Origin of the sequence: Bacillus sp. FSL W7-1034 (genome assembly GCF_038593365.1) — a bacterium.
GTDB classification, from domain to species: Bacteria; Bacillota; Bacilli; order Bacillales; family Bacillaceae; genus Bacillus; species Bacillus altitudinis.
In genome coordinates, this window is record NZ_CP151989.1 from 950,341 (window position 1) to 970,738 (window position 20,398).

The 20,398-nt window shown below is 40.2% G+C and carries 18 protein-coding genes; 11 read left to right on the plus strand and 7 right to left on the minus strand.

Translation table 11 applies throughout. The features are described 5' to 3' along the window. Positions 1-6 precede the first annotated feature (6 nt). The 5 genes from glpK to NST73_RS04805 all read left to right on the plus strand — a co-directional run bounded on the left by glpK (position 7) and on the right by NST73_RS04805 (position 7,139). Positions 7-1,503: a glycerol kinase GlpK gene (glpK, locus tag NST73_RS04785; protein ID WP_007497075.1), complete on the plus strand. Its 1,497-nt coding sequence runs from the start codon at positions 7-9 to the stop codon at positions 1,501-1,503. 139 nt (positions 1,504-1,642) lie between these two features. Beyond that, positions 1,643-3,304 (plus strand): glycerol-3-phosphate dehydrogenase, encoded by a 1,662-nt coding sequence (gene glpD / locus NST73_RS04790; RefSeq protein WP_135009106.1) that lies wholly within the window; start codon positions 1,643-1,645, stop codon positions 3,302-3,304. Positions 3,305-3,448: 144 nt separating this feature from the next. Beyond that, complete coding sequence (locus NST73_RS04795) at positions 3,449-5,194, plus strand: phospho-sugar mutase (protein WP_024719954.1); 1,746 nt, start codon at positions 3,449-3,451, stop codon at positions 5,192-5,194. 152 nt (positions 5,195-5,346) lie between these two features. Beyond that, positions 5,347-6,492 carry a GAF domain-containing sensor histidine kinase gene (locus tag NST73_RS04800; RefSeq protein ID WP_217967396.1) on the plus strand — a complete coding sequence of 382 codons (1,146 nt, stop codon included), beginning with the start codon at positions 5,347-5,349 and terminating at the stop codon, positions 6,490-6,492. Beyond that, positions 6,489-7,139 carry a response regulator transcription factor gene (locus tag NST73_RS04805; protein WP_144678971.1) on the plus strand — a complete coding sequence of 217 codons (651 nt, stop codon included), beginning with the start codon at positions 6,489-6,491 and terminating at the stop codon, positions 7,137-7,139. The genes NST73_RS04800 and NST73_RS04805 overlap by 4 nt, the downstream gene beginning before the upstream one ends. Positions 7,140-7,301: 162 nt before the next feature. Here NST73_RS04805 and NST73_RS04810 read toward each other — a convergent pair whose 3' ends face one another. Beyond that, on the minus strand, positions 7,302-7,550 hold the full coding sequence (locus NST73_RS04810) for a YhdB family protein (RefSeq protein ID WP_008349000.1): 249 nt from the start codon (positions 7,548-7,550) through the stop codon (positions 7,302-7,304). A gap of 248 nt (positions 7,551-7,798) precedes the next feature. Here NST73_RS04810 and NST73_RS04815 point away from each other — a divergent pair, with 248 nt between their 5' ends. After that, positions 7,799-8,062 (plus strand): YqzG/YhdC family protein, encoded by a 264-nt coding sequence (locus NST73_RS04815; protein ID WP_235632470.1) that lies wholly within the window; start codon positions 7,799-7,801, stop codon positions 8,060-8,062. 45 nt (positions 8,063-8,107) lie between these two features. Here NST73_RS04815 and NST73_RS04820 read toward each other — a convergent pair whose 3' ends face one another. Together NST73_RS04820 and NST73_RS04825 are read right to left on the minus strand one after the other, a co-directional pair. After that, the gene (locus tag NST73_RS04820; RefSeq protein WP_024719958.1) at positions 8,108-9,583 is read right to left on the minus strand and encodes a catalase; all 1,476 of its coding nucleotides are present in this window, start codon (positions 9,581-9,583) and stop codon (positions 8,108-8,110) included. A gap of 160 nt (positions 9,584-9,743) precedes the next feature. Then, a complete protein-coding gene (locus NST73_RS04825; protein WP_041507532.1) occupies positions 9,744-10,175 on the minus strand; it encodes an Rrf2 family transcriptional regulator in 432 nt (143 codons plus the stop codon). 183 nt (positions 10,176-10,358) lie between these two features. Here NST73_RS04825 and NST73_RS04830 point away from each other — a divergent pair, with 183 nt between their 5' ends. Then, positions 10,359-11,558 carry a globin domain-containing protein gene (locus NST73_RS04830; RefSeq protein ID WP_144678969.1) on the plus strand — a complete coding sequence of 400 codons (1,200 nt, stop codon included), beginning with the start codon at positions 10,359-10,361 and terminating at the stop codon, positions 11,556-11,558. A gap of 76 nt (positions 11,559-11,634) precedes the next feature. Continuing rightward, a complete protein-coding gene (locus NST73_RS04835) occupies positions 11,635-13,050 on the plus strand; it encodes a SpoVR family protein (protein ID WP_024719961.1) in 1,416 nt (471 codons plus the stop codon). Between the two features lie 50 nt (positions 13,051-13,100). Here NST73_RS04835 and NST73_RS04840 read toward each other — a convergent pair whose 3' ends face one another. Then, positions 13,101-14,465: an alkaline phosphatase gene (locus tag NST73_RS04840; RefSeq protein WP_041507529.1), complete on the minus strand. Its 1,365-nt coding sequence runs from the start codon at positions 14,463-14,465 to the stop codon at positions 13,101-13,103. Between the two features lie 354 nt (positions 14,466-14,819). Between NST73_RS04840 and NST73_RS04845 the strand changes: the two genes are divergently transcribed. Both NST73_RS04845 and NST73_RS04850 read left to right on the plus strand, forming a co-directional pair. Beyond that, on the plus strand, positions 14,820-15,650 hold the full coding sequence (locus NST73_RS04845) for a C40 family peptidase (protein WP_007497097.1): 831 nt from the start codon (positions 14,820-14,822) through the stop codon (positions 15,648-15,650). A gap of 456 nt (positions 15,651-16,106) precedes the next feature. Next, positions 16,107-17,507, plus strand: a complete 1,401-nt coding sequence (locus tag NST73_RS04850) for an amino acid permease (RefSeq protein ID WP_024719963.1) — start codon at positions 16,107-16,109, stop codon at positions 17,505-17,507. 44 nt (positions 17,508-17,551) lie between these two features. On the opposite strand, the gene NST73_RS04855 is transcribed toward NST73_RS04850, so the two are convergent. The 3 genes from NST73_RS04855 to NST73_RS04865 are packed head-to-tail and all read right to left on the minus strand — an operon-like array spanning position 17,552 to position 19,372. After that, positions 17,552-17,842 carry an anti-sigma factor gene (locus tag NST73_RS04855; RefSeq protein ID WP_342499426.1) on the minus strand — a complete coding sequence of 97 codons (291 nt, stop codon included), beginning with the start codon at positions 17,840-17,842 and terminating at the stop codon, positions 17,552-17,554. After that, positions 17,830-18,888, minus strand: a complete 1,059-nt coding sequence (locus NST73_RS04860) for an anti-sigma factor (protein ID WP_047946623.1) — start codon at positions 18,886-18,888, stop codon at positions 17,830-17,832. Before NST73_RS04860 ends, NST73_RS04855 begins: the two co-directional genes overlap by 13 nt. After that, positions 18,881-19,372 (minus strand): sigma-70 family RNA polymerase sigma factor, encoded by a 492-nt coding sequence (locus NST73_RS04865; protein WP_008348979.1) that lies wholly within the window; start codon positions 19,370-19,372, stop codon positions 18,881-18,883. The genes NST73_RS04860 and NST73_RS04865 overlap by 8 nt, the downstream gene beginning before the upstream one ends. Positions 19,373-19,758: 386 nt before the next feature. Here NST73_RS04865 and NST73_RS04870 point away from each other — a divergent pair, with 386 nt between their 5' ends. Beyond that, positions 19,759-20,361, plus strand: coding sequence for a 1-acyl-sn-glycerol-3-phosphate acyltransferase (locus NST73_RS04870; RefSeq protein WP_024719965.1), 603 nt, complete (start codon positions 19,759-19,761; stop codon positions 20,359-20,361). Positions 20,362-20,398: the final 37 nt, after the last annotated feature.

Genomic DNA, 20,398 nt, shown 5'->3' on the forward strand with positions numbered 1-20,398 from the left:
AACACCATGGCAAAAGAAAAATATATTCTCGCATTAGATCAAGGGACAACAAGCTCAAGAGCGATCTTATTTGATCAAGAAGGTAAAATTGCCCATACAGCTCAGAAGGAATTCAATCAATATTTTCCGAACCCAGGCTGGGTAGAACACAATGCAAATGAAATTTGGAGCTCTGTTCTATCAGTTATTTCAACTGCTTTAATCGAATCAGGAATTGAAGCAGATCAAATCGCCGGTATCGGAATTACGAACCAGCGTGAGACAGCTGTTGTTTGGGATAAACATACAGGCGCACCTGTTTACAATGCAATTGTTTGGCAGTCACGACAAACATCTGGTATATGTGATGAGCTAAAAGCGCAAGGGCACGATGAAACGTTTAGAAATAAAACGGGTCTACTCATTGATGCTTATTTCTCAGGTACTAAAGTGAAATGGATTTTAGACAATGTCGAAGGTGCTCGTGAGAAAGCAGAAAATGGTGACTTACTGTTTGGCACAATCGATACATGGCTCATTTGGAAAATGACTGGCGGTCAATCACACGTGACAGATTATTCGAATGCATCAAGAACGTTAATGTTCAATATTTACGATCTGAAATGGGATGAAGAACTACTTGATATCTTAGGTGTTCCAGCTTCCATGCTGCCAGACGTCAAACCATCATCACACATTTATGGTGAAACAACAGACTATCACTTCTTCGGTAAAAATATTCCGATTGCAGGAGCGGCAGGAGATCAGCAGTCTGCGTTATTCGGTCAGGCTTGCTTTGAAGAAGGAATGGCGAAGAACACATATGGTACAGGATGTTTCATGTTGATGAATACAGGGGAAAAAGCAATTAAGTCGGATCATGGATTGTTAACGACGATTGCATGGGGCATTGACGGCAAAGTTGAATATGCTTTAGAAGGAAGTATTTTCGTTGCTGGCTCAGCGATCCAGTGGCTGCGTGATGGACTTAGAATGTTTAAAGACTCAAAAGACAGTGAAGCTTATGCTGAGCGCGTTGAGTCAACAGACGGCGTATATGTCGTACCAGCATTTGTTGGTTTAGGCACACCATACTGGGATAGTGATGTCCGAGGCGCTGTATTCGGTTTAACACGCGGTACTTCTAAAGAGCACTTTGTTCGTGCAACGTTAGAATCACTTGCTTATCAAACGAAAGATGTTTTAGATGCGATGGAAAAAGATTCAAACATCTCACTTAAAACATTGCGCGTCGATGGCGGGGCTGTAAAGAATGATTTCTTAATGGGCTTCCAAAGTGATTTGCTCGATGTACCAGTAGAACGTCCAGAAATTAATGAAACGACGGCACTCGGTGCGGCCTATCTTGCGGGAATTGCAGTTGGCTTCTGGAACGACCGTTCAGACATTGCAAAACAATGGAACCTTGACAAGCGCTTTGAACCTAAAATGGAAGAAGACAGCCGTGACTCGTTATACAGCGGGTGGAAAAAGGCTGTAAAAGCAGCTCAAGCTTTCAAATAAACAAAAAGTATGGTATACTTCAAGTAAGTTAATAGAACGGTTGGAGAACTGGAGAGACCGCAAGCACCGAAGTGTAGAAATACGCTTTGGGTGTTTGCGGTCTCTTTTTCTTTACCGTACAACATGGGAGGAACAAGAGATGACTTTTTCTAGCTTAGAAAGAGAACAAATGCTTCAGGACATGACAAAAAAACCATATGATGTGTTTATCATTGGTGGGGGTATTACTGGCGCTGGTACAGCACTTGATGCGGCTTCACGCGGAATGCGTGTCGGTCTTGCGGAAATGCAGGACTTCGCAGCAGGTACGTCTAGCCGCTCAACGAAACTTGTACACGGCGGACTTCGTTATTTAAAACAATTTGAAGTGAAAATGGTCGCAGAGGTCGGTAAAGAGCGTGCCATCGTATACGAAAACGGTCCTCATGTGACAACGCCAGAATGGATGCTTCTTCCGATGCATAAAGGCGGGACATTCGGTAAGTTTTCAACTTCAATCGGACTTAGAGTATATGACTTTTTAGCTGGCGTTAAGCATAGTGAACGCAGAAGTATGCTAAGTGCAAAAGAGACACTTGCAAAAGAACCGCTAGTGAAAAAGGATGGCTTAAAAGGCGGGGGCTACTATGTTGAATACCGTACAGATGATGCACGCCTGACAATTGAAGTCATGAAAGAGGCTGTGAAATTCGGGGCAGAAGCGGTCAACTATGCGAAAGTAAAAGAATTTATTTATGATAAAGGCAAAGTTGTCGGTGTTGTCATTGAAGATGTCACAACACAGAAAACATACGATGTATATGCGAAAAAAATCGTCAATGCGACAGGTCCATGGGTCGATCAGCTAAGAGACAAGGACCACTCAAAAGAGGGGAAACATTTACAACATACAAAAGGAATTCACTTAGTATTTGACCAATCTGTTTTCCCATTAAAACAAGCAATCTACTTTGACACACCTGATAAACGAATGGTCTTTGCGATTCCAAGAGAAGGAAAAACGTACGTGGGAACAACAGATACCGTATACAAAAAACAGCTGGAACATCCGCGTATGACAAAAGCAGATCGTGATTACGTGATCAAAGCCATTCAATATATGTTCCCAGATCTTCATATTACAGAGAAAGACGTTGAATCTAACTGGGCTGGTCTTCGTCCACTCATTCATGAAGAAGGCAAAGATCCTTCAGAAATTTCTCGTAAGGATGAGGTATGGACATCATCTTCAGGCTTAATCACGATTGCTGGCGGTAAATTAACAGGTTACCGTAAAATGGCTGAACACATTGTGAATCTTGTACGTGATGGACTTAAAGAGGAAACTGGAAAAGATTTCGGACCATGTAAAACGAAACATATGCCAATTTCAGGTGGGCATGTAGGCGGTTCGAAAAATATGGCATCCTTTGTTCAAGCGAAAACGGCAGAAGGAGCATCCGTTGGTTTGACAGAACCGATTGCACAAAAATTAGCTGAGAAATATGGCTCAAACGTCAGCAATGTCTTCAAGCGTGTGGAGCAGCTTCAAGGGGAAGCAGACAAACGAAACATTCCCGCATATGTGTTGGCTGAACTTGTCTATGCGATCGAAGAAGAATTGGCTGTTACACCTGTCGATTTCTTCTTGAGAAGAACAGGCAGCCTATTATTTAATATCAATTGGGCAAAAACGTATGCACAGCCTGTTGTTGACTATATGGCAGATCGTTTTGGCTGGGATGAAGTGACAAAACAGAAACATCAAACTGAATTAGACCGACTATTCCATGAAGCAGTCGTACCGCTTGATGCTGAATAAGTAAAAAGCCGATCGTGTATCGGCTTTTTTTATTTTGTTCATCGTTTTTTCATATGTTCATGATATAACATGACATGAAGGATAATTCCATATAAAATAACAGTAGATGTTATTTTATTGATGATAAGAGCTGGGAGGACGACCATGAGTTGGAATACGAATTATGAGCGTTGGATCAATGAGAAGCACCTGGATACTGAGCTAAGGGAATGGCTGGAGGCACATCAAGATGATCATCAAGCGCTTGAAGACTGCTTCTACAAAAACCTTGAGTTTGGTACTGGAGGAATGCGCGGAGAAATTGGTGCTGGAACGAACCGAATGAATGTTTACACTGTTCGAAAAGCATCTGCTGGTCTTGCTGCGTATATTGCAGCACATGGAGAGGATGCAAAAAAAAGAGGCGTCGCCATTGCCTATGATTCACGCCATAAATCTCCTGAATTTGCGATGGAAGCGGCCAAAACACTTGCTTCACATGGCATTCAAACATACGTATTTGACGAACTGCGTCCGACACCAGAACTCTCTTTTGCAGTTCGAGAACTGAATGCCTTTGCAGGGATTGTTGTGACAGCAAGTCACAATCCGCCAGAATATAATGGCTATAAAGTTTATGGAGAAGATGGAGGCCAAATGCCCCCATTTGAAGCAGATCAAGTCATTAAAGAAGTAGATGCCATCGAAAATGAATTAGCCATTTCAGTGGAATCAGAAGAAGTATTGAAGCAAAATGGTTTGATCCGCATGATTGGTGAAGAAATCGATCAAGCGTATATGGAAAAATTAAAAACGATTCGTGTGCACCCTGAGCTTGCAAAAGAAGTCGATGTCAAAGTGGTGTTTACCCCGCTTCATGGGACGGCGAATAAACCTGTCCGAAACGGACTTCAGGCCTTTGGTTATAAGCATGTGACGGTTGTGCCTGAACAGGAAAAACCAGATCCGCAATTCTCGACGGTTACGTCTCCAAATCCAGAGGAGCATGCCGCTTTTGAATACGCCATCAAGCTTGGTGAAAAGCAAAATGCTGATATTTTGATTGCGACAGATCCAGATGCAGATCGATTAGGTATCGCTGTGAAAAATCATGATGGTGAATTTACCGTTTTGACTGGCAACCAAACAGGCGCCTTACTACTTCATTATTTATTATCTGAAAAACAAAAACTAGGTCAGCTGCCGCCTCGCCCCGTTGTGATGAAAACGATTGTGACAAGTGAGCTTGGGCGTGCTGTTGCCTCAGCATTTGGAGCTGACACGATTGATACGCTCACTGGCTTTAAATTTATCGGAGAAAAAATCAAGCAGTTCGAGGAAAGCGGAGAATACACGTTTCAATTTGGCTATGAAGAAAGCTACGGCTATTTGATCGGTGATTTTGCACGAGATAAAGATGCAGTTCAAGCTGCGTTATTAGCAGTTGAAGTCGCAGCCTTTTATAAGAAACAAGGGAAGTCATTATATGATGCGCTTGTTGATATTTTTAAGGAATTTGGATTTTACAGAGAAGGGTTAAAGTCATTAACCTTAAAGGGGAAAGTAGGAGCAGAGCAGATTTCTGCTATTCTTCATACCTTTAGATCAAACCCGCCAGCTTCTATCGCCGGTCAGCGCATTACGGTCATTGAGGATTATCAATCAAGTCAAAGGCACCTTGTGGCTGAAAAGAAAGAAGAAACGATTCATCTGCCGGCATCAAACGTCCTGAAATATTTCCTTGAAGATGGCTCATGGTTTTGTTTACGACCTTCTGGTACGGAGCCTAAAGTCAAATTTTATATTGCAGTCAAAGGCACATCGTTAACAGACAGCGAAGAAAAGCTGAAACACTTATCAGAAGAAGTCATGAAAGTCGTCTATGACATTGTGGAAGAAACAGCTAAATAAAATATCACAAAGCCATCATGTCATGCATGATGGCTTTTTCTCAGTCAAAAGGATGAGAAAAAATCATCCTTTTTGAGAAAGAGCCGCACAGATGCTCATGGTATAATGAGCGTAATGAAAAGAGAAGGCAGAAAATGCCGGGGGTAAACAGAATGGGAGAATATCAGGAGAAGGTTGAAACATTAAAAACGTTAAAAGAAATTGCTGAAAAGCTAAATGAAGGGATGGAAATGAAGGAAACGCTTCATGAAGTGCTTCATATGCTTATGGAAGTGACAGGCTTTCAAACAGCATGGATTTATTTTATAGAAGAAGACGGATCGTATGAACTAATGGCAGAAGTGTGCTTACCTGAAGCGTTGGCAAAGGATCGAAAGCAATTGATGTGTCAAAACGATTGCTATTGCATCAACCGCTACACGAAAGGCTCACTGCAATCAGCTACCAATATCATCAATTGTAAACGGATTGAAACGGCGATTGAGCAAAAGCTTGGAGATACAGAAGGAATTACCCATCATGCAACCGTTCCGCTCCAAGCATGTAAGCGTACGTTTGGCTTATTAAATGTGGCGGCAAAAGGGAAGGTTACATTTACACAGGAGGAGCTGAATCTGCTTGAAAGTATTGCACTGCAAATTGGTACGGCTATTCAGCGCATGAAGCTTGTGCAAAATGAGCAGCAGCATGCACTTTTAGAAGAACGAAACCGGCTTGCGCAGGATTTACATGATTCTGTGAATCAAATGCTGTTTTCCGTGAGTTTGACTGCAAAGGCAGCGCGTCAAATGACCAGTGATCAACATTTAGGGGAAATGATTGATTTTATACAGCATTTATCACAAGATGCCCTCATTGAAATGCGTTCACTCATATGGCAGTTAAGACCAAAAGGACTTGAAAAAGGATTTACAACAGCGATTGAAGAGTATGCACAGCTTTTAGGTCTAAATTGTTCATTGTCTTTATCAGGCTGTATGGAAATAGATCATTCAAAGCACGAGACTTTATTTCGCGTATGCCAAGAAGCTCTAAATAATTGCCAAAAGCATGCGGGCGTTGAGAAAGTAGAGGTCAAACTGGAGCAATCAGGAGATACGTTTGGTATGAAAATCATCGATCAGGGAAAGGGATTTCAGTATGATGAACAAATGAGTCTTCCTTCATTTGGGCTGAAAGGGATGGCTGACCGTATCCGAAGAGCAGGAGGTACATTTTGCATCAATTCTGAGCTAGGGAAGGGAACGACGATTGATGTGAAAGTACCATTTTCTCAAGAAAGGAAGGGATTGTCATGAGGGTAGTCATTGCAGATGATCATCACATTGTCAGAAAAGGGCTGGTCTTTTTCTTGCAAACCCAGCCAGATGTGGACATCGTTGGTGAAGCATCCAATGGAGAAGAGGCACTAAAGGTAGTGAGGCAGACAAAGCCTGACATTGTCTTGATGGATCTCTCTATGCCTGTAATGAATGGGATTGAGGCGACAAAGCAAATGACGCTGGATATGCCGGATGTCCGCATTGTCATTCTGACAAGCTATGCAGATAAGGACTATGTGATCCCTGCTATCCAAGCGGGAGCAAAGGCTTATCAGCTCAAAGATGTAGCACCTGAAAAGCTTCTCACGACAATGATTGAGGTGCAAAATGGTACGTACCAGCTAGATGGTCATATTACAGCTTTTCTTGTCCAGCATCTAACTGAACCTAAAGAGCAGAAATGGGCATTGATGAACGAACTGACCAATAGAGAACGTGATGTCTTATTTGAAATCGCAAAAGGGAAAAGTAACAAAGAAATCGCCTCGTCGCTTTTTATTTCTGAAAAGACTGTGAAAACTCACGTGTCTCATTTGTTATCAAAGTTAGAGCTGGCAGATCGAACTCAGGCCGCTCTATATGCGGTAGATTATCAAAAAAATCAGCCGAAAGAGCTGTTGTAACAGTCATGGTGGACATTCCAAAAGACTTCATGAGTATTTCTCATGAAGTCTTTTCTTCTTTATGAAAGGCGGTTAGTAAAAGGCTGAAAAGAAAACAAAGAGCTAAAATAAAGTTCATTCTAGCCCTATGTCAACAATCTGAAAGAAAATCAACCTTTTCCTTTATGTGTACATTGGTTCAGCATATGCTTCAGCAACGGCAGCTTCTGAAGCATGGTCGATATACTGCAGGAGTCCATATAAACATTTTTCAACATCTGCATCGTTCCGGTTAAATTGATACGCATGTAAGAAATGCTCAATACGTTTCGAGAGCAAGTCATCTTGCGTACGGACCATAAGAATAAGTAAATTATCCCATTGCGAACGATGCGTATAATAAAGTGCCTTATCATAATCTGCCACATTCATTAAACCTTCTCCTTTCCCTTGAGAAGTCTTACTTAGTTTGCTCGGATCAGATCGACTTTTTCAGGGGAAAAGTTGGTGTCTGCATAAACAGGGTACCGGGAATTATAGGCTGAATAAATGCTTGATGTATGAAAAAGAATCAACCAGCAAAACCTAAACAAAATAGACATGAAAGTGAGAATATTGATATCATGCACCCGAAATTATGGATGCTTTTTGCAGCAGAAATTGTTTTATTTGGCAGTCTGATGATTCATCCATCTTCACAAGCAGCTGTGCAGCCGGCAGAGAATTGGGAAAGACTTGCGTATACTGCCTTCCAAGATGAATATGAAGGCGCCGCTTTAAACGATTATCATTACATTGGACGTACACAAGTAAATGAAGATCAGACAAAAGATGTCTTTCGCGTCACCGTGAAGGAAGGCTCCACACGATTTGCAGCACATGCAGAAATTTATTTTCATCCGGTGACGGGTCATTTGATTAGTATTAACGTATTTCGGCTATAAAAAAGCACCTCTTTTAAAAAGAGGTGCTCCAGCTGAAAAGAAGATTTATTTCATGCTTCCTTGAAGATATGAGCGAATATCCACACCGAGTGAATCCGCTAAACGCTGTCCATAATCTTCATCTGCACGATAGAAGTTGCAGATCGCAAGTAATTTCGTTTTTTCATTTACGTCTTTCAAGTCAGCTGTCAAGTTTTTGATCAATGCTTGTTTCTCTTCTTCAGAGTAGCTTCGATATTTTTCTCCAGCTTGTTTGAAATCGTTTGGTTTTTCGATTTTTTGTCTCACCATACGGTCACCATGAAGAACTGGTTCACTTTCTTTGTAGTGAGGGTTTTCTTTTGGCTGATCGTCATAACGGTTTGGTTCATAGTTAATATGACCGCTTGGACGAGTTGTTGTCATAAAGCCATCCTGTTGGTTATTGTGTACAGGCGCATAAGGACAGTTCACTGGGATGCGCATGTAGTTTGCACCTAGGCGGTGACGCTGCGTGTCAGGATAAGAGAACAGACGACCTTGAAGCAGTTTGTCTTCAGATGCTTCAATTCCTGGTACTAGGGCACTTGGCGTGAAAGCAGCTTGCTCTGTTTCAGCAAAGAAATTTTCTGGATTGCGGTTCAGTGTCATGCGGCCCACTTTTTGCAGCGGATAATCTTCCTCGCTCCACGTCTTCGTCGGATCACATGGATCATAATCTAGTTCATCATAATCACTGAGCGGCATAAGCTGAACGTAAAGATCCCATGCTGGATAATTTCCTTTTTCAATACGATCATACAAATCTCTTGTCGCATGCTGGAAGTCGTTTGCTTGAATTTCTGCAGCTTCTTCCATCGATAAATTGCGAATGCCTTCTGATGGTCTCCAGTGGTATTTCACATATTTTGTTTCTCCGTATTTGTTTACCCATCTAAACGTATGAACACCAGAACCGCGCATTTCAGCGTAGTTCGCAGGAATACCTTCGTCAGAGAAGAGCCATGTGAGCATGTGAGTGGATTCAGGTGTTAACGTCATAAAATCCCAATAACGGTCAGGATCTTGAATGTTTGTTACAGGATCTGGCTTGAGAGAGTGAACCATATCAGGGAATTTGAGTGCATCACGAATAAAGAAGATCGGCAAGTTGTTCCCAACTAGATCATAGTTGCCTTCTTCTGTATAAAATTTGACAGCGAAGCCGCGAGGGTCACGTAATGTTTCAGGCGAACCTTTAGGATGAATAACCGTTGAGAAACGGACAAAAACGTCTGTTTGTTTTCCTTTTTCACTTAAGAAGGCTGCTCTTGTATGTTTCTCCATGCTATTTTCTACTTCAAATACACCATAAGCGCCGGCGCCTCTTGCATGAACGACACGCTCTGGAATACGTTCACGGTCAAAGTGTGCAAGTTTTTCAATCAAATGGTAATCATCAAGAAATGAAGGCCCCCTGTGACCAGCAGTTCTTGAGTTTTGATTATCGCCAACTGGCACGCCTTGATTCGTTGTCAAATTTTTATGATTAGAATTTGTCATTCTTTTTCTCCTCCTGTAAACAAAAAATGGTTTCTAGCAATCTATATACCCTAATTATATTGAATCAAACATGATAGTCAATATTTATTTATAATAATTTTAAATAAATTATTATTACAAGGAGGTAAAGAAAAAGACGAAAGAAATAAATTCTTTCGCCTTAGAGCAGAAGCTCTCTTAGAGCATCTTTGTTTTGTGTTAAATCATTTAATGTGTATTGGTCAAGAACGCGTAAATAAGCAGTGAGTGCTTCATGAAGTACGTGCTTTAATGAACAAATCGGGGAGATAATACAGCTATTTTTCTTCGGATCAAAGCATTCAACCATGACTAAATCATCCTCTGTATAGCGGACAACCTCACCAATATTAATGCTTTCTGGGCTTTTCCCCAGCCTAATCCCACCATTTCTTCCGCGGATCGTTTCTACATAACCACGTTTTCCTAGATGGTAAATTACCTTTGTCAGGTGATTTTTCGAAATGCCATAAATATCGGCAATCTGCTGAATATTTGACAGTTCATTGTTTTCTCTCGAAGCTAAATAAATGAGTACCCTTAATGAGAAATCTGTATAATTCGTAAGTTTCATTTGGACGACCTCTAAACCTAATAGAGTTTTGTATCATCGTAACACATTTTAGACAAAAACTGTTCGAGAAAGTGCTAAATGTGACAACATTTAAAACATGTATTATAAATATTGCTTTTATACGTTGTCTTCCATTACGATAAAGATGTATTTAAAATACATCTTTTGAAAGAAGGAATAACGATGTTATCCACAGGTCAAATGAATGCCATTAAACAATCAGCCCCTCTTCTAAAAGCTGAGGGAACAAAACTTGTGACAGTTTTTTATCAAAATATGATTAGACAGCATCCAGAGCTACTCAATCAGTTTAATAAAACAAATCTCATGAATGGAAGCCAGCCAGAGGCGCTTGCCGCAACACTCTATCAAGCTGCACTGCACATTGACCGCTTGGCAGACTTGCTTCCTGCTGTGAAACAAATTGCCCATAAGCATGTCAGTGTCATGGTGAAAAAAGAGCAGTACCCAATCGTCGGATATCACCTTCTTGAAGCAATGAAAGAGGTATTTGGGTTATCAGAGGAAGATGACACATTGTTGGCTTGGAAGGCTGCATATGACATCATTGCGAATATATTCATCACCATTGAGGCAGAAATGATGGCTGAAAATGTGAAACAAACTGGTGGATGGGCAGATGTCAAACCGTTTATTGTGAAGAAAAAGAAACAAGAATCTCCATCACTCATTTCCTTTTATTTAGTACAGGAGGATGAATCTGAGCTACCAATGTATGAAGCTGGTCAATACATTACGGTGCAGGTAGATATGCCGGGTGAAGCCTATGTATGCAGCAGACAATACAGTTTATCAGATCAATATCACCCATCTTACTATCGCATCACAGTGAAACGAGATGGGCATGTCTCCACATTCCTGCATGATGAAATGGAAGAAGGCGATGTTCTTCACGTGAGTATGCCGCAGGGAATGTTCTGCTTGCAAGATGACACAAAAGAACCCGTTTATTTGATTAGTGCCGGTTCTGGTGTCACACCAATGATTGGTTTAGTGAAAACAGCGTCGCATAACAATCAGCCATTCACGATGATTCATGCAGACAGACTAGAGGATGTAACCGCTTTTGAACAAGAGTATGAACACGTTCTCACTTCATCTCCAGAGGGGCGTATTATCCTTTGTAACGAACAATTTGAAAAGAGTGTAAAGAGTGAGCTGGTTGAGAAGGTGGCTACGCGGATTGACCGACCTTTCCTTCAATCCGTCATTGGTGAAGGAAAAGGCCAATTTTATGTTTGCGGTTCCCCAGTATTTACTCAAGAGATGATCCTTATTTTAAAAGCGTTGGACATTCCGGAAGAGAATATCCATTTTGAAGCGTTCGGCGGGCAGTCCATGAAAGAGATGGAAGTCGTCTAAACAACTGGCTGAACATCATGTTTTTTTAGGTACGCTCATATAGTAGGGATAAGTCCGATGAGGAGGGATGGTTTCCTTGAGCGTATCTGAAAAGCGTCTTTTACAACGAGCCATTGATGAAATTACAGAAATTGCAGAAGGATTTGGTCTGGATTTTTATCCGATGAGGTATGAAATCTGTCCCGCGGAGATTATTTATACATTCGGTGCATATGGCATGCCAACACGATTTAGCCACTGGAGCTTTGGAAAGCAATTTCACAAAATGAAGCTTCATTATGATTTAGGATTAAGCAAAATTTATGAGCTGGTGATTAATTCAAATCCTTGCTATGCCTTTCTCCTTGATAACAATTCGCTTGTTCAAAATAAACTAATTGTGGCTCATGTCTTGGCACACTGCGATTTCTTTAAAAACAACTGCCGTTTCCAAAACACAAAACGAGATATGGTGGAAAGTATGTCAGCGGCAGCAGAGCGAATTAAAGAATATGAACATATCCACGGTACAAAAGAAGTCGAGTCCTTTTTAGATGCTGTATTGGCATTGCAGGAGCATATTGATCCGTCGCTTGTTCGTTCAAAATTAAGTTGGAATCTCGACGATGAAGATGAATATGAAGAGGACAAACCAAAACGTCAAACGCCATATGATGATTTGTGGGGAATGGATGAACCAAAAACACGTGAGAAAAAGAAAACGATCAAGCAATTCCCCCCAAAGCCAGAAAAAGATATATTGCTCTTTATCGAGGCACACTCCCGGGAGCTAGAGCCTTGGCAGCGGGATGTGCTGACGATGCTGAGAGAGGAAATGCTCTATTTTTGGCCACAGTTAGAAACGAAAATCATGAATGAAGGCTGGGCATCGTATTGGCACCAGCGGATTATGCGTGAACTTGATTTAGATTCAAGTGAATCGATTGAATTTGCCAAATTAAATGCAGGTGTCGTGCAGCCATCTAAGACAGGAATCAATCCTTACTATTTAGGGCTGAAGATTTTTGAAGATATTGAAGAGCGCTACGATCATCCATGCGAGGAATTAAAAAAAGCAGGAGTGACGGAAGGGTCGGGTCGCAGCAAAATGTTTGAAGTGCGAGAAATTGAATCAGACATTTCTTTTATTCGAAATTACTTAACGAAAGACCTTGTGATGAGGGAAGATTTGTACTTGTTTCAAAAGCAGGGGAGAGACTATAAAGTCATTGATAAAGAATGGAAGGCAGTCCGTGATCAGCTAGTCAGTATGAGGGTCAATGGCGGCTTTCCGTATTTGACAGTCATCGATGGCGACTATTTAAAAAACAATGAACTCTATATTAAACATTGGTATGAAGGCATTGAGCTCGATCTCAAATACTTAGAAAAGGTGCTTCCATATTTGTATCAGCTATGGGGAAGAAGTGTGCACATCGAGTCAGTTCTTGAAGGAAAAGAAGTGATGTTTTCATACGATGGAAAAGGGGTTCATAGGAAGTATCTCACTTAATGATCAAAAAAGATGTCTACGACTAGACATCTTTTTTTGTGATTAGCACTTTATTGGTTTTTCAGCAGTTTGAAAATGTGTTTCGCTTGATCTGTATTTTCCATAAGCCCTTTTAGCTGTTCGCTTGTTGGTCCATAAGCATAAAATGGTACTTCATCCCCTGTATGACCCGATGTGGTCCAGCCTGTATGAGACCTCGTATTGATGACCTTTTCGATGGCATCATCAATTTGAACAGGATCTTTTGTTTCAGCTGCCTTTTGAATAGAGGCGATTTCCTCTTTTGTGAAATCAAGGTCGATGTATTGTTTGAGTGCAGTCTCGACCGTCATACCCCCTACAATTTTGTTTGCAATGAAATCAGGTGTCTTTTTTGCTGCTTTGACAGGCTGATAATCCCAGCTGCCCGAGCCGTCTGCCCCGAAGGAAAGGCCGCCAGTTGAATGATCTGCTGTCGTGATGACTAACGTGTTTTTATCCTTTTTTGCGAAACGAATGGCTTCTTCAAATGCTTTTTCAAAATCTTTCATCTCACTCATCGCACTGACAATATCGTGGTCATGTCCAGCCCAGTCAATTTGACTGCCTTCAACCATGAGGAAAAATCCTTTTTTGTTTTTAGACAGCTGTTTGATGGCTGAGGATGTCATGTCTTGCAAGGAAGGGGTCGTTTTATCACGATCAATTGCTTTATCGAGACCACCGTCAGCAAAAATGCCTAACAATTTTTGCTGTTTGTTTTTTTGTAAGTCAGCTTTATTGGTTACGTAACGATAGCCTGCTTTTTGAAATTCTTTCGTCAAATCACGATCTTTGCGGACAAAATCGATCAGTCCTCCGCCAAGCATGACATCGACTGTATGCTGTTTGCCAATTTTCTCATCGAAGAAATCATCAGCAATGGCTGCTGTGTTTTTTCTAGAAACATCGTGGGCGGCATACGCAGCAGGTGTCGCATTGGTTAATTCAGATGTGACGACAAGACCAGTAGACTTTCCTTTGCGTTTTGCTTCTTCTAATACTGTTTTTAGTTTTTTGCCATTTTTGTTTACACCAATGGCGTTGTTGTATGTCTTTTGACCAGTTGCCATGGCTGTCCCAGCTGCTGCTGAATCAGTAATGTTACTTTTAGAATCATCAGGGTATGTTTTATGCATGCCAGTGAGGTAAGGGTCAAACGCTGTTTGCTTGGAAAGATCACCGTTGTGTTTAAATGAGCGGTAAGTTGAAAGGTAAGGTGTTCCCATGCCATCTCCAATGAGCACGATCACATTTTGTACGTCATTTTTTGGTTTCTTTTTAGCCTCAGCTTTGTCAGCCTGTCCAAATTCAATTCCTGAAAAAATACCAATCGATAACACTGATGCGGCTGCGATTGCAGCTATTTTCGTTTTCGAGCTTTTCAACACACTCATTCATTTTGCCTCCTCATTGTTTATGTATCGCTCTCACGTTTACAATGGTAGAACAGAAGTGTGGATTCCAAATGACAGCACCGTAAAGTTCACTTTAAAATTGTAAAGGTCCACTTTACATAGAATGAACCAAAAAGAGAAATGAATGTATGATTTATCTATGACAAGATGCATTTGTTTTGTCATGATTGTGTAATAAAAATGAAATAAAAAGAACCCTAAAAAAAAATATTTTTTGCCGAATTAATAAGCATAATGTCGTAGGAAGTCAAGACTATTTCTTCTGGTATTCGATCCTTATAATAGAAAGTAGATAAAAATTCGGATCACGATAGATACATACAGGAGGAACAAATGAAAAAACAATTGATCACAGCTGCAAGTGCAGTTCTACTTGGGACGACATTATTTGCCGGAGCTGCCTCAGCACAATCAGTAAAGGTTCAAAAAGGTGACTCTCTTTCTGTTCTAGCGAAAAAATACAAAACAACCGTGAGTAAGATTAAATCAGACAATAAACTGAAATCTAACACGATTTATGTTGGACAAACCTTAAAAGTGAATGGTACTTCTTCAAAAAAGGTAACGAAAACATCAAAAACAACAACAAAAGTAAAAGCGTCTTCGACGACAGCCACTCATAAAGTTGTCAAAGGTGATACTTTATCTAAAATCGGCAAAAAATATGGAATGACAGTGAAAGAGCTGAAATCGTTAAATAAACTCAAAACAGATCTGATTAAAATTGGACAAAAGCTGAAAGTGAAAAAGACGTCCAAAGTGAAACCAACACCTGTCAAAGAAAAAACAGTTGCTACTTCTTCTTTAAATACGTCTAAACTCGTAGCAGATGCGAAAGCACAAAACGGTACACCATATAAATGGGGTGGAACGACACCGAAAGGCTTTGATTGCAGCGGTTTTATGTGGTATATCATTAACAAACAAACAAAGATTTCAAGACAAACGACTGAAGGTTTTTGGGGATCAATGAAAAGCGTCTCAACACCTAAAGTTGGAGATTTTGTCTTCTTTACAACCTATAAATCTGGCCCATCTCACATGGGTGTCTACCTTGGGAACAACAAGTTTATCCACGCTGCTTCTGATGGTGTGACGATCAGCGATATGACTTCAAGCTATTGGAAGCCAATTTACCTTGGCGCAAAGACATTTGTAAATTAATAATGGATCTTAAGAGACTGCTTACTAGGCAGTCTCTTTTTTTGTATATCGTTTGCGCAGCTAAAACAGTCCTTTATCATAGCTCTCTATGAGTCTAAAGGCTTTTAAATAAGCAAAAGTGAAGACAAGTTATCAAAAGAATAATTTTATTTTCACTTTATAAAAATTATATCAAAAAAGTATAATTTTGTATGTTGTATAATAAATAGAAGAGGCCAAGCTATGATTTGAATAAAGATTGAAGAAAATCTACCATGAATATTGACAAGTATTTTGTTGATAAATAAGAATTTTCACTCTATTTTGAAAAAAAGTGTTTTCATTTTTTAATTTTCATATATAATAATTTTACGCCACCAATTTATTGCGCTAAATTAAATCTAAATATTCAGAAAATGAAGTGAATTACGAAGTGGTGGCGTCTTTAGACGGATACTAAGTTTTGGGAGTGATGGTATGAGCAATTCGTTGTTTAGAAAGAAGAGCATTTCAGAGCTAATTGCGGCAACACAAGGGGAAAAAGCGTTAAGAAAGGAATTAGGCTCATTTGACTTAACGATGCTTGGTATTGGAGCGATTATCGGTACAGGGATATTTGTTCTGACAGGTACAGGCGCCGTCACAGCAGGTCCAGGACTTGTTTTATCATTTGTAATTGCAGGTCTTGCATGTTTATTTGCGGCATTGTCATATGCGGAATTCGCTTCCACAGTGCCAGTATCAGGATCTGTTTATACATTTACGTACGCATCTATGGGAGAATTTTTAGCGTTTATCATTGGCTGGGATTTGATATTAGAATATATGCTAGCCGCTAGTGCCGTTTCAGCAGGCTGGTCAGGCTACTTTGTATCGTTTTTAAATGGGATAGGGATTCATATACCGGTTGAATTAACAGCAGCACCAGGTGGTTTAAAGGGTCAAGTGACATATTTTAATCTTCCTGCATTTATTATTTTAATGATCATCACCTTCTTGCTGTACTTCGGTATTAAAGAATCAAAACGAGTCAACAACATCATGGTCATTATGAAAATTGCGGTGATTCTGCTCTTTATTTTAGTCGCTGTGAAATATGTAAAACCTGAAAACTGGACACCATTCGTTCCTTTTGGAACTTCAGGCGTGTTAAGTGCAGCAGCTCTCGTATTCTTTGCATTTATCGGATTTGATGCAGTTGCTTCTGCGGCAGAGGAAACAAAAAATCCATCCCGCAACTTGCCAAGAGGAATCATCACTTCCTTATTGATTTGTACCATGTTGTATGTGGTAGTCAGTGCCATCATGACAGGCATTGTTCCATTTATGAACTTTGAGGGAGTATCCCATCCAGTGTCTCTTGTTTTACAAGTAGCCGGTCAAAATTGGGTGGCGGGAATTGTAGATGTTGGGGCGATTTTAGGGATGACCACGGTCATGCTTGTCATGCTGTACGGTCAAACACGTGTCATGTTTGCCATGTCTCGTGATGGCTTGGTACCAAAGGTTCTTTCAAAGGTTCATCCAAAACATAAAACACCTTATATCAATACTCTTTTCTTTGGGACATTGTCAGCATTAATGGGTGGATTCATTCCGCTTGATGAGTTGGCAAGTCTAGTGAACATCGGAACACTTTCAGCTTTCATTTTGATTTCAGTTGCTGTCATTGTCATGAGAAAAACACAGCCTGATTTACCGAGAGCATTCAGATGCCCCGCAGTGCCGCTCATTCCAATCTTGGCTATTCTATCTTGCGGACTGCTCATTTATAAGCTTGGCACCATCACATTTGTTCGTTTCTTAATCTGGCTTGCCATTGGACTTGTTGTCTATTTCTTATATTCAAGAAAGCACTCCGAATTAAACAAAAAATAAGAGTGTACAGAAAAAGCCAGTCAAGTATGACTGGCTTTTTAGTATTAAAAACCTAATTGAAGATCGACATCAATGGAGACGATCGCATAGACACAAACGATGACAAAAATATTCAGAACGACGCCTAGGAAACCTGGTCCAGTGCGGCCTTTTTTAATGAACAGTTCAATCATACCGAATGGAACTGCGGCCATTGCAAAAGGAAGCATTTGAAACGAATAAAATGTCACATTGCTAATAATGGCGAGGTTCAGCATGAGCAGCGATAAAATAGCGGTGCCGACCGAAATCCAGCCAAACACATTATGCTCTTTAAAAATTCTTACCAATTCCATAATTCCACCTCGCTCACTTTGGCCGTTTTAATACGTTTTGTCTTCACAAATTTCTCTATTTCTTTAGAAGGACCTGTGACAACAGAACCGTAAACCGTGACACCATTTTGATTGATGTAGCGTATTCGGTTAGAGAGGTCAAGTTCAGGTCTGCCAGAGATCGTTTTTGCCCAGGTTGGATGCTGGTTGACATAGGCGAGGGCATCTTTAAACTGATCAACCTCTGTTTTTGATGTGTGCTGAAGCTCTTTTAAAAATTCAGAGTCTTTCCCAGGAAAACCGATTGGACGCTGATTTCCACTTAATGAATCTTCTGTTTTTATCGCATTCCAAAGCACTTTCATATCATATTTTTTAGCAAATGAATATACGTCTTTCGGTGTGTATGCTTTGTCATAGGATACATACACTTCACTCACTGTTCCTTCAGGCAGCTTGTCTAAAGTGGTGAGTGTTTGTTTTTTAGATGTATCTGCCTGAGACGAAGGGTGCGTAAAGAAATCCTCCGTATTACGTGCGCTGTCTCCATAATAAGAGATCGTAGGCTGCTTTAATTTATCGAAAAACATTTCGATTTGTTCACTGCCGATGGCTTCTGTTTTATTGCCAATTTGTTTTTGTAGCTTAAGTTCTGTGTTCATACCAAACAGTTTGACTTGCCCTTTTAAATCCTTCATATCAATGGCGACATTCGGTTTTGTTAGGGCGACTGTTACAGCGGCCGTTTCCATAAAATGATTGCCTTTACTGTCTGCTCCGCCAACGCCGTAGTATAGATAACTACCTAGTGTACAAAGCGGTAAAATAATCAGTGTAGATATGACAGCAAGCACAGAAATACGTAAATAGGACTTTCTTTTTCCGTATTGTAAAATGGCTTTTTGTTTTTCAGGACTGATGGAGAAGTCTGTCCAATCTGAGTCATTTAGTTCTTGGCTTAAGCGTTTTTCATTTTCTTCGAGCTCTTCTTCAAACGCCATCATTTCTTCTTCATTCATCTCGCCATTATTATATTGTTCCCATCGCTTATTAAACTCTTCATTCATCATTAACACCTCTGTTATATAGTGCTTTTAGGCGCTGCCTTGCACGAAATAAAACACTTTTAAAATTTGCTTCAGTAATATTCATGACCTTGGATGCTTCTTTGTAATTCAGTTCTTTTAAATAATACAATGTCAACGCTTCCTTGTAGTTATCTGGAAGCTGCTCCAAATACATGTTGAGAACTTCTTTTATTTCAATCTGTTCAGCAGGACTTTGTACAGACGTTTGTAAAAGACCGCCAATGAGATCATCCGATATGGTCACTTCTTTTTTATGTTTCCTGACATAATCAATAAAAGCATTTCGTGCCACCTGAAATAACCAAGGTTTCACTTTGCTATGGTCGTAGGAATGAATATGTATATAAGCACGCATAAAGGTTTCCTGCAATAAGTCCTCTGCCAAATGTTTGTCTTTTGTCATGGAGAGCAGAAACCTGTAAACATCGTTCATATACATTTGATAAATTTCATCGATCGTCACTGATTTTTCTCCCCTCTATGTTATACACGCATAAGAAAGGCATAAAGTTGCACGAAACTTCTCATAGGCCGTACATTACTCATCTCTTTCACCGAATCAAAATCATTTCTCCTTATCATAGCGAAATTTGCATCATTTATAAAGTGTTTTCAATAGAACAAATCAGGAAAAAAACTCAAAAAACGACAATTTTGGACACATTTCTTCCTCTATTCTCTCCTAAAAACACATGCTTGAATACAGAAGGAGCAGTAATCTTAAGTGAAAAGATGATTTTAGTGAACCGTCTCTATTTTATCAGCAGGAGAAAATTTTTAGTACCAGGTAATAAAAAATTTGTTATAATAGATACAAATCCTTCATTCTTCAAACAAAGGAAGTGCACTATGTATAAATTTTCAGGCTATACCGTCAAAGCATTTTTTGCTCTCCGAGGCGGAATCAAAGTATATCAAAAAGAGAATCTGCCAACAGACCGGGGGTTTGTCATTGCTTGTACGCATGAGGGTTTTGTGGATGTTCTTGCATTAGGCGCAGGAATTCTTCCGTTTGAGATCCACTACATGGCGAAAAAAGAATTGTTTGCAAATAAATGGATCGGCGGATTTTTAAAGAGGATTCATGCTTTTCCAGTTGATCGAGAGAATCCTGGGCCAAGCAGTATTAAAACGCCCATTAAATTATTAAAAGAGGGAAAGATCGTTGGGATTTTTCCGAGCGGCACACGTACAACGGAAGATGTTCCTTTAAAAAGAGGGGCCGTTACGATTGCTCAGCTCGGCAAATCACCAATCGTTCCAGCAGCGTACAAAGGACCTTCTAATGCAAAAAGCCTTTTTAAGAAGGGGAAAATGCGCTTAATCATTGGTGAACCGATTGAGCAGTCTGAATTTGATCATCTGCCGCCAAAAGAAAGATTAGGTGCGATGACAGAAGTATTAAACACAAGAATCAAAGAACTTGAAGCTAAGTTAATCGAAAAGGGATAAAGAAAACGACCACTTGCTTAGGCAAGGGTCGTTTTTT

What these genes read in the sequence shown, in the direction of transcription:
- glpK (WP_007497075.1), top strand. Translation starts at nt 7, where the DNA reads ATGGCAAAAGAAAAATATATTCTCGCATTAGATCAAGGGACAACAAGC.
- glpD (WP_135009106.1), top strand. Translation starts at nt 1,643, where the DNA reads ATGACTTTTTCTAGCTTAGAAAGAGAACAAATGCTTCAGGACATGACA.
- NST73_RS04795 (WP_024719954.1), top strand. Translation starts at nt 3,449, where the DNA reads ATGAGTTGGAATACGAATTATGAGCGTTGGATCAATGAGAAGCACCTG.
- NST73_RS04800 (WP_217967396.1), top strand. Translation starts at nt 5,347, where the DNA reads ATGGGAGAATATCAGGAGAAGGTTGAAACATTAAAAACGTTAAAAGAA.
- NST73_RS04805 (WP_144678971.1), top strand. Translation starts at nt 6,489, where the DNA reads ATGAGGGTAGTCATTGCAGATGATCATCACATTGTCAGAAAAGGGCTG.
- NST73_RS04810 (WP_008349000.1), bottom strand. Translation starts at nt 7,550, where the DNA reads ATGAATGTGGCAGATTATGATAAGGCACTTTATTATACGCATCGTTCG.
- NST73_RS04815 (WP_235632470.1), top strand. Translation starts at nt 7,799, where the DNA reads ATGATTCATCCATCTTCACAAGCAGCTGTGCAGCCGGCAGAGAATTGG.
- NST73_RS04820 (WP_024719958.1), bottom strand. Translation starts at nt 9,583, where the DNA reads ATGACAAATTCTAATCATAAAAATTTGACAACGAATCAAGGCGTGCCA.
- NST73_RS04825 (WP_041507532.1), bottom strand. Translation starts at nt 10,175, where the DNA reads ATGAAACTTACGAATTATACAGATTTCTCATTAAGGGTACTCATTTAT.
- NST73_RS04830 (WP_144678969.1), top strand. Translation starts at nt 10,359, where the DNA reads ATGTTATCCACAGGTCAAATGAATGCCATTAAACAATCAGCCCCTCTT.
- NST73_RS04840 (WP_041507529.1), bottom strand. Translation starts at nt 14,465, where the DNA reads ATGAGTGTGTTGAAAAGCTCGAAAACGAAAATAGCTGCAATCGCAGCC.
- NST73_RS04845 (WP_007497097.1), top strand. Translation starts at nt 14,820, where the DNA reads ATGAAAAAACAATTGATCACAGCTGCAAGTGCAGTTCTACTTGGGACG.
- NST73_RS04850 (WP_024719963.1), top strand. Translation starts at nt 16,107, where the DNA reads ATGAGCAATTCGTTGTTTAGAAAGAAGAGCATTTCAGAGCTAATTGCG.
- NST73_RS04855 (WP_342499426.1), bottom strand. Translation starts at nt 17,842, where the DNA reads ATGGAATTGGTAAGAATTTTTAAAGAGCATAATGTGTTTGGCTGGATT.
- NST73_RS04860 (WP_047946623.1), bottom strand. Translation starts at nt 18,888, where the DNA reads ATGAATGAAGAGTTTAATAAGCGATGGGAACAATATAATAATGGCGAG.
- NST73_RS04870 (WP_024719965.1), top strand. Translation starts at nt 19,759, where the DNA reads ATGTATAAATTTTCAGGCTATACCGTCAAAGCATTTTTTGCTCTCCGA.